The sequence below is a fragment of the Terriglobales bacterium genome (genome assembly GCA_035691485.1).
Lineage (GTDB): Bacteria > Acidobacteriota > Terriglobia > Terriglobales > Acidobacteriaceae > JAIQGF01.
In genome coordinates, this window is the sequence record DASSIZ010000014.1 from 48489 (window position 1) to 61258 (window position 12770).

8 protein-coding genes and 1 other RNA gene are annotated in these 12770 nt (G+C 60.3%); 5 read left to right on the forward strand and 4 right to left on the reverse strand.

The window, feature by feature from the left end; translation table 11 throughout:
• Positions 1-29: 29 nt before the first annotated feature.
• The 3 genes from VFI82_02415 to VFI82_02425 all read right to left on the reverse strand — a co-directional run bounded on the left by VFI82_02415 (position 30) and on the right by VFI82_02425 (position 6596).
• Entirely contained in the window at positions 30-1067 is a 1038-nt protein-coding gene (locus tag VFI82_02415; protein HET7183510.1) for an acetyl-CoA carboxylase carboxyltransferase subunit alpha, read from the reverse strand.
• Between the two features lie 31 nt (positions 1068-1098).
• Positions 1099-4578, reverse strand: coding sequence for a DNA polymerase III subunit alpha (gene dnaE / locus VFI82_02420; protein HET7183511.1), 3480 nt, complete (start codon positions 4576-4578; stop codon positions 1099-1101).
• 491 nt (positions 4579-5069) lie between these two features.
• Positions 5070-6596 carry a CCA tRNA nucleotidyltransferase gene (locus VFI82_02425; protein ID HET7183512.1) on the reverse strand — a complete coding sequence of 509 codons (1527 nt, stop codon included), beginning with the start codon at positions 6594-6596 and terminating at the stop codon, positions 5070-5072.
• A gap of 307 nt (positions 6597-6903) precedes the next feature.
• Here VFI82_02425 and VFI82_02430 point away from each other — a divergent pair, with 307 nt between their 5' ends.
• Genes VFI82_02430 through VFI82_02440 form a run of 3 tightly spaced genes read left to right on the forward strand, consistent with a single transcriptional unit; the run spans position 6904 to position 9303 of the window.
• Entirely contained in the window at positions 6904-7383 is a 480-nt protein-coding gene (locus tag VFI82_02430) for a hypothetical protein (protein ID HET7183513.1), read from the forward strand.
• Positions 7384-7434: 51 nt separating this feature from the next.
• The gene (lpxD, locus tag VFI82_02435; GenBank protein HET7183514.1) at positions 7435-8463 is read left to right on the forward strand and encodes a UDP-3-O-(3-hydroxymyristoyl)glucosamine N-acyltransferase; all 1029 of its coding nucleotides are present in this window, start codon (positions 7435-7437) and stop codon (positions 8461-8463) included.
• Between the two features lie 57 nt (positions 8464-8520).
• The gene (locus tag VFI82_02440) at positions 8521-9303 is read left to right on the forward strand and encodes a response regulator (protein ID HET7183515.1); all 783 of its coding nucleotides are present in this window, start codon (positions 8521-8523) and stop codon (positions 9301-9303) included.
• Positions 9304-9340: 37 nt separating this feature from the next.
• On the opposite strand, the gene bshC is transcribed toward VFI82_02440, so the two are convergent.
• Positions 9341-10945: a bacillithiol biosynthesis cysteine-adding enzyme BshC gene (bshC, locus tag VFI82_02445; GenBank protein HET7183516.1), complete on the reverse strand. Its 1605-nt coding sequence runs from the start codon at positions 10943-10945 to the stop codon at positions 9341-9343.
• A gap of 266 nt (positions 10946-11211) precedes the next feature.
• Here bshC and ssrA point away from each other — a divergent pair.
• Both ssrA and VFI82_02455 read left to right on the forward strand, forming a co-directional pair.
• Positions 11212-11577, forward strand: a transfer-messenger RNA (tmRNA) gene (ssrA, locus tag VFI82_02450).
• A gap of 195 nt (positions 11578-11772) precedes the next feature.
• Positions 11773-12666 carry an NmrA family NAD(P)-binding protein gene (locus tag VFI82_02455; GenBank protein ID HET7183517.1) on the forward strand — a complete coding sequence of 298 codons (894 nt, stop codon included), beginning with the start codon at positions 11773-11775 and terminating at the stop codon, positions 12664-12666.
• Positions 12667-12770: the final 104 nt, after the last annotated feature.

Genomic DNA, 12770 nt, shown 5'->3' on the forward strand with positions numbered 1-12770 from the left:
CGAATAATATCGCAAAACGATGTAGTTGACTATTCGGTGAAAAATTGGGCGATGTTGCGAAACTTCTTGTAACGATCGGCCAGCAGTTGCTGCAAGGGCTTTGCCTGGAGCTCTCCCAGGTGCTTTTGCAGAGATTCGCCCAGCATGCGTCCGGCAGCGTCCCAGTCGTTCTGCGCTCCGCCCGCCGGTTCAGGAACAAGGTCGTCAACACAGTGAAATTCGCTGAGGTCGCCGGCGGTGATGCGCATCGCTTCGGCGGCCAGTTCCCGCTTGCTGGCATCCCGCCACATGATGGACGCACAGCCCTCGGGAGAAATCACGGAATAGATGGAGTTCTCCATCATCAGCACGCGGTCGGCCACGGCAATGGCGAGCGCGCCCCCGCTGCCACCTTCACCTGTAATCACGGTGATGATCGGAACCTTCAGGCGCGACATCTCGCGCAAATTGCGGGCAATCGCCTCCGCCTGGCCGCGTTCCTCGGCGCCCAGGCCGGGGTAAGCGCCCGGCGTGTCGACCAGGGTGAAAACCGGCCGGTGAAATTTCTCGGCGATTCGCATCACGCGCAGCGCCTTGCGGTAGCCTTCGGGATTGGGCATGCCGAAATTCCGGTAGACGCGCTGCTTGGCGTCCCGGCCTTTCTGGGTCCCGATAACGACAACTTCCTGGCCGTTGAAGCGCGCCATTCCGGCAACGATGGCGGGGTCATCGGAGAATCCGCGGTCGCCGTGAATCTCGCTCCAGTCGGTGAAAACGCGCTCGATGTAGTCGAGGGTATAAGGCCGCTGCGGGTGGCGCGCGAGTTCGGTCTTCTGCCAGGGTCCAGAGCGGGTCATTTGCCGGCGAAGGGCGTCCACCTGGCCGTGCAGGGCCTGCAGCTGTTTGCGCGCCTCCTGGTTTTCGCCGGCAATGTCTTCCAGGTGCCGGATTTGCTGCTCGATATTTTCGAGGTCCTGCTTTGCCTGATCGGCCGAGTCCATCAGCTTTCCGTTTCCCGCGGCGTCCCGGACCGATTCCAATTCCCGGTTCACCAGCTCGTAGATCAGCGATACGCCAGGTTGGGCCAAGATGAATCCTTTACGATAAAAAAGTTTGTGTCTATTCCACTACGCGCACGCTGCCGCGCCCGCACAGCTCTTCGACACGCGCAATGAACGCCCGGTCCGGCTGCACATTATAGCCCTCCGGCTCCATGATGACCATGAAGTCGCCGGCGCGTTCCACATCAAATAAAACCTTGGCTTCCCCGGGATGGGAAACGCAGTGGGCGTGCAGACCGTCCACGGTGTCCAGAGTGGCGCTCTCCAATGGAAGACGGATGCGTATGGCGCGCGGCAAGCGCGGCTTCGCCTGCTCCAGCGGCTCGATTTCCCCGACCAGCAGCTTGGGATTGGAGCCTTCCTCGACGCGCACCCCGCCCTTGATCAGTACCGGGACTTCGAGTTTGACCTTGTCCTGCAAACGGCGGTACGCCTCGGGAAATACGATCAGGTCGACGGTCCCGAGCATATCTTCCAGGACGCCTTGCGCGTACAGATCGCCCTTGCGCGATTTCGCTACCCGGAGGTTGGTGATGATTCCGGCAGAGTAGATTTCGTCCTTGCCGGTGCTCTGCTTGAGAGCGCAGATTTCCTGGGTCGAGAGCGCGCCGAAATCCTCCAGCTTCGATTCGTATTTCTGGAGGGGATGACCGGTGATGAAGAAACCGAGAATCTCTTTTTCTGCGGCGAGGCGCTGGTGCTCGTCCCACTCGGCGCCATCGAGATATTCCGACTTCGGCGCCTGTTCCTGCGGTTCATCGAAGACCCCGAAAAGGCCGTGCTGCCCAGCCTCGATGTCGCGTTGCGCCTTTTGGCCGCGCTCCATCGCCTTGTCCACATTGTCGAACAGCTGCTTGCGCCGACCCAGCGAATCCATGGCGCCGCTCTTGATCAGCGATTCAACGACCCGCTTATTCAGCAGCCGCAAGTCCACGTTTTCGCAGAATTCGAAAAATGAGCGGAGCTGGCCCAGCTTCTTGCGGGCTGCGACGATGGAGTCAATCGCATTTCCGCCGACGTTCTTAATCGCCGCCAGGCCGAAGCGGATGGCATTGCCATGGGGCGTAAAGTTCGCGTCGCTGACGTTGATGTCCGGCGGCTCGACGGGAATGCCCATTTCGCGGCACTCGTTTATGTACTTCACGACGTCGTCGGTACTCCCGGTCAGCGACGTCAACAGCGCTGCCATGAACTCCACCGGATAGTGAGTCTTCAGGTAAGCGGTCTGATACGCCAGCAGCGCATACGCGGCGGAATGCGACTTGTTGAAGCCGTACCCGGCAAACTGCTCCATCAGGTCGAAAATCTTCTCCGCCTTGCGCGCCGGAATCCCGTGCGCGGCCGCGCCCCGCATGAACCGTTCGCGCTGCGCCGCCATCTCTTCCGCCTTCTTCTTGCCCATGGCACGGCGCAGCAGGTCGGCTTCGCCCAGCGAGTAGCCGGCAAGGCGGTTCGCAATCTGCATCACCTGTTCCTGGTACACGATCACCCCGAGGGTTTCGCGCAGGATAGGCTCCAGCTCCGGCAGTTCGTATTCGATCTTTCTCCGGCCCCACTTGCGCTCGATGAAGTCGTCGATCATTCCGCCCTGGATCGGTCCGGGACGGTACAACGCGTTCAAGGCCGTGAGATCCTCGACAGTGCTCGGCTTGTAGCGCCGTAAGACGTCGCGCATGCCATGCGATTCAAACTGGAAAACGCCGCTGGTCAGTCCGCTGTGAAAGACCTTCTCGTAGGTTGGCGCGTCATCGAGGGCGATCTTGTTCCAGTCGAGTTCTTCGCCGCGCGTCTGCTTCACCAGTTTAAGAGCGTCATCAAGGATGGTCAGCGTGGTGAGCCCGAGGAAGTCCATCTTCAACAGGCCCATCTTCTCGATCGCCTTCATGTCGAAGGCGGTCACGATTTCGTCGTTCTTGGTGCGGTGCAGCGGAACCAGATCAATCAGCGGTTGCGGCGAGATGACCACGCCCGCCGCATGCACTCCGGCGTTGCGCACCAGGCCCTCCAGCCGCTTGGCGGTGTCAATCAACTCCTTCGTCTGGCTTTCGCTCTCGTAGGCGGCCTGCAGGGGCGGCGAGTCTTCCAGCGCTTTGTCCAGCGTGATATTGAGCGTGGCAGGAACCATCTTGGCGATGCGGTCCACGTCGGCGTAGGGAATCTGCATGGCGCGGCCAACGTCCTTGATGGCCGCCTTCGCCATCATGGTGCCGAAGGTGATGATCTGGGCGACGTTGTCGCGGCCGTATTTCTCGGTCACGTAATGAATGACCTCGCCGCGCCGGTTCATGCAGAAATCGACGTCAATGTCGGGCATGGAAACGCGTTCCGGGTTCAGGAAGCGCTCAAACAGCAGTTCATGTTGCAGCGGGTCGAGGTCGGTGATCCCCATTGCGTAGGAGACCAGCGAGCCGGCAGCGGAGCCGCGCCCCGGCCCCACCGGGATTCCGCGCTCCTTGGCCCAGCGGATGAAATCCCACACGATCAGGAAATAACCCGAAAACTGCATCTGCCGGATTATGTCGATCTCGCGCGCCAGGCGTTGCTCGTAATCGCTGATGGAATGCTTCACCCGCCTCTGGCGCTCGAGTTCGCGGATCGTGTTCAGCCGCCGCGCGAATCCTTCGCGCGCCACATGTTCGAAATAGCTGTCGAGCGTGAAGCCGGGCGGAACCTCGAAATGGGGAAATGGATTGCGGATCTTCTCCAGCTTCAGATTGCAGCGCTCGGCAATGTCCAGCGTGCGCCGCAGCACCTCCGGCGCATCGTTGAACATGCGCAGCATCTCGTCATAACTCTTGACGTAGAAATGCCGCGTTTGGAATTTCATCCGGTTGGTGTCCTGGATGTACTTGCCGGTCTGGATGCAGACCATCACGTCCTGGGCGTGCCAGTCGTCCTCGCAGAGGTAATGACTGTCGTTGGTGGCGACTAGCGGCAGATCGAGTTCGCGCGCCAGTTTGTGCAGCGCAGGATTGATGGTCTGCTCCTGTTCCAGGCCCTGGTTCTGGATCTCGAGGTAAAAATTCTTTTTGCCGAAAATGTCGGCGAACTGTCCGGCAGCCTTTTGCGCGGCGTCGTACTTTGCTTCCATCAGGCGCTCGGCAATTTCGCCCTTCAGGCACCCGGATAGCCCGACCAGGCCGCGCGAATGCTCGGCCAGGAAGCGTTTCGAGATGCGGGGCTTGTAGTAGAACCCGTGCAGAGACGCCTCGCTCGTGATCTTGACCAGGTTGCGATAGCCTTCGTCATTTTCTGCCAGCACCAGCAGGTGATTGTAGGTATCGCCGTCCGGGGCCATGCGGCTGGTGTTGTGGTCATCCTTCTTGCAGACGTACAGTTCGCAGCCGATGATCGGCTTGACCCCGGCGTTCTTAGCGGCGTGAAAGAAGTTGAAAGCGCCAAATATATTGCCGTGGTCGGTGACGGCGACGGCGGGCATTCCGAGTTCCTTGACGCGCGCTACCAGCTTGTCAATGTCGCAGGCCCCATCGAGAAGGGAGTAGTCGGTGTGCAGGTGCAGGTGGACGAAGTCAGACATGGGGCTACATTCAATTTTATGGTGATGTAGCCGTGATGGGAAGGACCGGGAGCGTGTGGAAATCAGCGGGACTGTGGATTTCGAGGCTTCAGAGAACCCGGCCGGCTACTCAGGAGCCGCTGCAACTCCATGCAGCGCCGGCGCATTTTCGTCGCATCTAATCTGGAAAATTCCGCTACAACTGAGGGGCATCATGGTGAAAACCTTAGCTGCACTTGTACTCTCGTTGGCGGTGAGCGGGTTTGTGTTCGGCCAAACGGCCACCACTTCACAGAGCACAACTACCACCACCCAGACCACCACTCCGAGCGCGAACTCGACGGCCACGACCACGACACCCGTGAAGCATCACAGGAGAAAGCACCACCGCAGAAAGCACCATCACAAGACGACCACCACAACCCAGACGACGACGCCGAATGGGGCTGCGTCAACGACGACCACTACGACGACGCAGCGGCCGCCGAACTAGAGGAACGCACTGAGGGCTACTATCGCTTCCGCTTTTTTGGTTTCTTTGCCGGCGCGGGTTTAGCCTTGGCCGGCTTGGGCGCGGGTTTCGCGGCTTTAACAGGTGGCTTCTCGGAAGGCTTCTCGACCTTCGCGGCGGGCACCTCGACATTCGCCATCGCCGCTTTGCCTTTCCCTTTCCCTTTCTTTGCGGGTACAGCGGACGCAGCAGCCGGCGCCGGTTCGGCCTTGGCGCCTTTTCCTTTCTTCGGAGGTGGAGGCGGGGGCGGAGGCGGCGGTGCGTAAGGTTTCAGGAACTTCAAGATTTCGGTACGCGAACGCAGCTTGCCATCGAGCAGCAGCAAGAAAGCTTCCTGTTCGATCTTTGGATACGCCGGCAACTGGGGCGTGATGTGCAGTTCCGCCATTTCCGGTAACGGCAGCTTCTGCCGGACTTGCCGCCACTTGCCGAAGAAATTTTTCAGCTTCTGTGACACCGATTGCTGGCGTGAGGTGGCATCGAGGAACAGGATGGTCTCCGGCTTTGCCTCCGACAGCAAATTCCAAGTACGAGAAGGCGTGGCTGCCTCTTTGCCGGTCAGACGCTTGGCCAGTTTCTTGGCGTCCTCCTCGAGATTACGCCACGATTCCACGAATTGGCGCCGCGGGTTAAGCTTCTGCATGTCGCGGATGTCAGAATCGCTCAGCCGCCGGGTGAGGAAGTACATTACCGCCGGGGCCATGTCGACGTTGTATCCGAATTCCTGCATCTGCTGCCGCGTCTTGAGCAGCTGTGAAAGCCCCGCGCTGTCCACCTTGGCCACCGACCAGCGCGGGTTCAACACTTTCAGCCAATTCTCTTTTTCCAGCGCGCGCATGATGTGCAGGGGATCTTCTTCATACGCGAGCGATTCGGTTTCCTGCGCGATGGCGCGGTCGGTGACGTTGTCGATGTAATTACCTTCTTTGGCAGCGTCGTACCTGGCCTGCGTCCGTTCTTCCAACGGCCAGTGAAAGCGGTGGGCAAATCGGGTGGCGCGAATCAGGCGCGACGGCTCCTCCAGGAACGCGTAGTTGTGCAGGATGCGGATGACCTTGGCTTCGATGTCGGCCACGCCATTGAAGGGATCGAGCAAAAGTCCGCGCGAGCCGGGGTTAAGCGACAACGCCATGGCATTGACGGTGAAATCGCGGCGCCGCAAATCTTCGTTAGTGGTGGCTGGTGTAATCCGCGGCGGCTTGCCGGGTTTGTCGTACGCAGCCGAGTGGGTCATGCCGATCTCGCCGCGCACGTTGCCGGGAAAAAGCACGTATAGCGTCTTGGTATCGTCGTCCACGCCCTCGACCATCACGCCGGCTTTTTCCAAGTCCTTCTGCAACCGCAGAGGATTCCCCTGCACGGTGAGATCGATATCGCGAATGAGAAACCCTGAGATGATGTCGCGGATGGTCCCGCCGGTCAGGTAAAGGTTCATTTCCTGAGCGCGCGCGACGTCCTGAACCAGGCTCACGGCTCGCTGTTGCTCCGGCGTGAGCCGGGTCTCCATGGTGTAGATGTAATCGGCCATCTTGCTCTTGGATCGTCCGGCCGGCGCGACTCCCGACGCGCCTCCGGCGGCGTCACTCTACGAAGTGACGACCTGTGCCCGCCGCCACCGAGCTGCTGATAAAGCACTCCTGGGGCCGGCTTTTTGCTTGTAAGTAACTCTCTATATGGAACTTAAGTGCGCAGCTACGCCGCCGCGAACCACCGACAATAACACAAGGTTGACCGCTTTGGCTACCCTTCCCTGCTTCCTGCGTTTCCGACGGCGAAAAAAGTGCGAGAATGAACTTCCGGCTGGCGTTGGACGGACATTTCAGCCGCCAGTAAACATGCCTTCCACGCACAAGAAGGTCGTTGTCCGCAAACTCAACCGCGACACCCTGAACGGGTTCGTGTCGCCGACCGACTTTATTGCCGCCGGCAAAGTTGAGCTGCTGAACACGTCGGGAAACGTCGTCAGCATCGATCTGAAAGACATCAAGGGCATCTACTTCGTGCGCGAATTCGGCGAGCCCGATTCCCTGCGCAAGACTTTTACGACCCGCCCGCGCACCGAGGGTCTGTGGGTGCGTCTCCGCTTCCGCGACAACGAGGTACTCGAAGGCATGATGCCCAACGACCTGACGCTGATGGGCGCGGACGGCTACCTCATCAATCCTCCCGAGACGCGCTCCAACACGCAACGTATCTTCGTTCCGCGAACCGCGTTGGCACAACTGACGGTGCTGGCGGTCATCGGCGGTGCAGCCGGGAAGCGACGCGCTGCGGCGGCGACGGACACCCGCCAGGTTCCGATGTTTACCGAGTAACTGCTTTTTTGGCCGGTGTGCCAGCGAGCAGTTACACTACGCAATGTCTCTATGAAACTTTCCAAGATTGCAGCCACAGTGGGCGCTCGCCTCGACGGTGACGACCTGGAAATTACCAGCGTCGCGGGCATCGAGGAAGCGGGTCCGGGACAACTGACGTTCGTCGCCAATCCGAAGTACGCAGCCGCCGCCCGGACCACGCGCGCCTCGGCCGTCATTGTCAGCAACGACTTTCCGTCGCTCGCCACCCCCACGTTGCGCTCCGGAAATCCTTACCTGGCATTCGCGGAAGCAATCGAGCTCTTCTATCATCCGCCGCGCTATCCGATCGGGGTTCATTCCACGGCGCTGGTTCATCCCTCGGCCAGGATCGGAAAGCATGGCTCGGTCGGGCCTTATGTCGTGGTGGATGAAGACGTGGTCATCGGCGACAGCTGCGTGCTGCTGCCGCACGTGGTGATCTATCGCGGCGCGCATATCGGGGACCGCTTCTTTGCCCACGCGCACGCGGTGGTTCGCGAATACTGCGTGTTGGGAAATAACGTCGTTTTGCAAAATGGCGCGGTCGTCGGCGGCGATGGCTTTGGATTCGCAAAGACCGGCGAAGGGCGTTGGAGAAAGATCGTGCAGTCGGGCCCTGCCGTCCTGGAAGACGATGTCGAAGTCCAGGCGAACGCCTGCGTCGATCGGGCCAGCGTGGGCGAAACGCGCATCCGGCGCGGCGCCAAGATCGACAATTTGGTGCAGGTCGGCCATGCTTCCGAAGTCGGCGAAAACACCCTCCTGTGTTCGCAGGTTGGTCTTGCCGGATCGACCGTGGTGGGAAACAACGTGATCCTCGCCGGGCAGGTGGGCGTGGCCGGCCATTGCAGACTCGGCGACGGCGTTGTGGCCACAGCCCAGAGCGGCATTCCCAACGATGTTGAACCGGGAGCGACGGTGAGCGGCTATCCCGCGATCGACAACCGGCAGTGGCTGCGTTGTGTCGCGGTGTTCAACAAGCTGCCGGAAATCTCACGCGCCATTCGCGCCGCGGGTCGGACGGCCGGCGCTCCCGCTCCGGAAGACATCGAAAAGTAGGTCGATTCATTCCTCCTACCCTGCCCGGCACATCACGTATCATGGGCGGGTCCGATTATGGCTGAGCTCACCACCGTCGGCGGTAAGAATGTGAAACCGATTCGCGTCCTCCTGCTCGACGATCTGGAGGACAACCTGGTCCTGCGCTCCACCATTCTGCGGCAGCGGGGCTATCACGTGGTTACGTCATCCTCCATCGAAGAAGCCGAACAGAAGCTGGACGATATCGACATCGCGGTGCTCGATTATCATCTCGGCGCGGGTAAGTTCGGAACCGACGTTGCCGAATCACTCCGCAGCAAGCGCCCGCAGGTTCCGATCATCATTCTTTCCGGCACCCTGGAGCGCAAGTTCGGCGGCATCGCCGACATCCATCTCCTCAAAGGCCACAGTTCGGTCGATGACCTGCTCGGCGCGCTTCGATCCTTCGAAGCCAAGCGGCGCGGCAAGCCGGTGGTAGTAGACGCGCGTGATTTTTACTATCGCCGGATTTCGGAGGCGATCGGTGACGACGTGGTCATGGAAGTCCTGGACCGCGAGGGCAATTGGCTGTACGTCAATGAATACTTCGCCAAGCTTTTCGAGAAAAAGCCGCAGCACTTCATCGGCAAAAATAAGTTCGAGGAGTTTCCCGACGTGGGCGAAGACTGGCGGGAGATCATCCAGACAGTGGCGGACACGCGTGAAACCTTCATCGACCGCGGATTCCGCGGACTGCCAAATTTGCCCAAGAAATCCTCGCGCTGGACCTGGAACGTGCTGGTGTTTCCGATCAAGCTGCACAACGACAAAGACGGAGTCGTGCTGAGCGCGCGCTTAATCGAGAAAAAAGGAATGTAGCGGATGCGAAGCTGGAATCACCACTCACCAATTACCATCACAAATTAACCACCTGATGATCCGGGCAATCGGCCTGGGCGGCCGCGGAAAGCGTCTGGAGAAGTTCGCGGCCGTGTCTTGCGAGGAAGGAAACACCGGAGATTTCGCGCTCCTGCAAGTTCTTGGCCGGGAACAACACCGAGCTCAGCCATTCGGCGTGCCGGTTGAGTTCTTGATTCTTGTGCAGCTGCGCGTTGCCGGCGCGCTTCCGCAGCCGGCGCAACTGGTACAGCATCTTCGAGGCGGCGCGTCCGGCCGCTTCCACCAGCGTCGGATCCATTCTTTGCAGCGATGCGCTGATACCGGCCATCGCTCCGATCACAGCCTCTTCCGCATCGACAAACCTGGCATCCAACTCGCCGGGCATGGTGCGGAGCGCCAGCAATTCGCGGAAGACTTCGGGCCCATGAAAAAGGTCGGTGAGCGTGACTCTGTATTTGGTCATCAGCCGTTGCGCGCGCGTGTCCACCACCGTGGCGCTGAAGCGCGGCAGGACCGGCGTCACGCGGCCCAGCACTTCTTCATACACCACCGCCGCCTGCGCAAAGTACGCCACTTCTGCCGGCCCACCGCTATAAGCGATGGTCGGCAACAGGAAATCCTGCACGACGGGTCGCAGCAGGACGTTGGCGCTGAATCGTTGCGGCTCGGCGGCAATCTGCGCCAGCAGCTCTTCGCGTGAGACCAGGTCGCGCCCAATCACAAAACTGCCGTTGCGCCGGTGGACCACCTCGCGAGCGCCGTTGCGTTGCTGAAACAGCAGCGTACTGGAGGGCGTGACTTTGACCTGCTCGTGGTAGCCGGCCGCGCGCAGCTCCTTGCCGCGCGCAAGCAGTGCGAGGTCGATTTCTTCCGCGCCCATGGCCGCTGCGCGGTACACGGGCCGCCCGATCTCGTGGAGCTCAGGATCAGAAGCGTCCAGCAGAACCACGCCGAAGTCGGCAAACAGGCGCGCAAACAGTTGCGCGAAAGCGCTGCCCAACGTCTCCCCGGGACGGTAGGCGCGCTTGATCAGCTCCGTGACTTCGCTTTCCCCGAGCAGCTCGGAGGCGCGGGCCACAACGCTTTCTATCTCCGAGCCAAACCGAATCTCGCTGATGGGCGCGTTGGCGGCTCCTTGGGACGGGGTCGCCAACTTTTCCAGCTTCCCTTCCGAGGTCAGCAGGGTGACGTGGTTGACTTCGGCCAGATCGTGGTCTTCGGTGGCCAGCCAGAAAACCGGCACGCAATCAACGCCGCCAGCGCGCGCTTCTTCGGCCACGCGAACCGCTGAAACCGCCTTCAGCAGGGAGAACATGGGCCCGCCAAAGAGGGCCACCTGCTGGCCGGTGACCGCCGCCGCTGCGCCGGCACGCAGGCGTTGAATGCCGGCCAGGGTCTGCTCGGAGGCGCCAAACGCGCGGTTCTGCCGCTCCAGAACATTGGCGACGCGCTGCCGTCGCTCGTCGTCGTAGGGGAGCGCAGCGGCAACCTTGGGGAGCCAGTCACGCTGGCGAGGATTCAAGGAATAGAACCGCTGTACCCGCTGGAAGTCATAGAGGTAATCGCGGAAAAGCTGCGACGAGTGCGGAATCGCCGTGAACGGGATACAGTCGGTCGGCACGGACGTTGGATGAGGCGGCAGGGCGCGCGGTTCCTTGAAATCGAGAAATCCGGTTGAAGGAGAGGGACGAGTATCCGGAATGCCGCTTTGCCAGGGTTGAATCCCGCCCCGCTCCGGGACCATCTAATACGTTGACTTCCAATTGGTTATTGACATAATTGGAAGTGGCTCTTTGACAGCAGAACTCTTGCGCACGGCCTCACGCCAGACCCTCAGCGGGTCGTTAAAGCCAGGGGCAAACAAGGGTCTGCCGCTCATCACCGAATGGGGGCGTCACGGCTTCGACGGAGATGCTTGCGGTAGAGAGGCATACCGGGGTGCACACACCCGTAATCGCGTGCAAAACCAATAATTGCCAATCAACAGCTGGCATACGCTGCTTAATTAGTTAAGTAGCCGTCCTCCACCGTTTCGCCTACGGGCGGTGAAAGGACGTCGCACAGTAGGCTGGCTTCCGCGTGCGGCCCGAGCGTGGAAGCGAGATCCCGGGCTAGCGGCTCGCGTTTCTTGTCGTGTTCTGAGCGCGAGGCGTGAAAGTGTTCCTTGAGTGGGACGCGTGAACGCGAATAAGTATGTAGGCTCTCTGCCAGTGACACCTTCGGACGCGGGTTCAACTCCCGCCGCCTCCACCAACCTTTCTGCCAACCTGCCGCCCGGACCGCATGACCGAGTGGTCGCCGATGTTTATGGCTATTCGCGGGTGAAGTCCCCCCAAAGAAGCTGCTCAAGTCGATTTGCGCCGCCAAGAAGCATCCCCACGTAAGTACCTGCCTTTATGAAACGCAAGACAAACCCTGCACATCTTCTACGGGCAAGGAGCAAATCCCATGAAGATCGCAGTTACCACTCCTACCGGCCAAATCGGCAGCAAACTCGCCAACATACTTCTTGACCGCAAGTCCGAAGTCACGCTGATCGCCCGACATCCGGAGAAAGTGAAAAATCTGGCCAGCCGCGGGGCAAAGGTCATCGCCGGTGAGCACAGCGATCCCGCGGTGGTTGAGCAGGCGGTGCGTGGCGCCGACGCCTTGTTCTGGCTGACGCCTTCGGAGATAACGTCGCACGATCCCTTGGGTACGGCCCGCCGCATGGCCGAGGCCGGGGCCAGCGTTATCCGCAAGTATCCGGATCTGCATGTGGTTCAACTTTCGAGTGCAGGAGCATTTCTGCCGAGCGGCACGGGGCCGATTGTTGGACTCCACGAGACGGAAGAGAAGTTTCGCGCTGCCGGAAAGAACATCGTCTCGCTGCGCCCGAACGAGTTCATGGAAAACGTGTTTCTTTCGTTGCCGACGATCATCGGACAAGACAGCATCTACACTTCGATTCCGGGGTCGGTGAAAGCGCCATTCATTGCCACGCGGGATATCGCCGAAATTGCTGCAGAGTTTCTGCTCCAGCCGATCGACGGCCATCACGTGGTCGATATCGTGGGCCCGCAGGAGATTTCGTTCGACGAGTGGGCTCGCATCGCCGGACAGGCCATCGGGAAAAAAATCCGCGTGGTCACCGTCCCCGGCGACGAGTTGAAGGCCGCAATGAGCCAGGGCGGGATGTCGCCGGAAATGGCAGCACTGCTGGTTGAAATGGAAGAAGCAGCCCCCAGAATATTAAGGCAGTTCCAGGGCGAACAAAAACGTACCGGCAAAGTTACATTCTCGCAATTTGCCCGGGAAGTGTTCGCGCCCGCATATAACAAGGCCGTGGAGTCGGCGGCGTAGTCAGTTCGCGGTCCCACACATCGTGGTCCCACGCATCGGGGGAGTCCGATGTGTGGGACCAGGAGGAACATGAATCATCGGCGCAGCGTGGGTAAAATGTTGCT

Coding starts and splice junctions, on each gene's coding strand:
- dnaE (HET7183511.1), bottom strand. CDS start 4,578: ATGTCTGACTTCGTCCACCTGCACCTGCACACCGACTACTCCCTTCTC.
- VFI82_02425 (HET7183512.1), bottom strand. CDS start 6,596: ATGGCCGATTACATCTACACCATGGAGACCCGGCTCACGCCGGAGCAA.
- VFI82_02430 (HET7183513.1), top strand. CDS start 6,904: ATGCCTTCCACGCACAAGAAGGTCGTTGTCCGCAAACTCAACCGCGAC.
- lpxD (HET7183514.1), top strand. CDS start 7,435: ATGAAACTTTCCAAGATTGCAGCCACAGTGGGCGCTCGCCTCGACGGT.
- VFI82_02440 (HET7183515.1), top strand. CDS start 8,521: ATGGCTGAGCTCACCACCGTCGGCGGTAAGAATGTGAAACCGATTCGC.
- VFI82_02455 (HET7183517.1), top strand. CDS start 11,773: ATGAAGATCGCAGTTACCACTCCTACCGGCCAAATCGGCAGCAAACTC.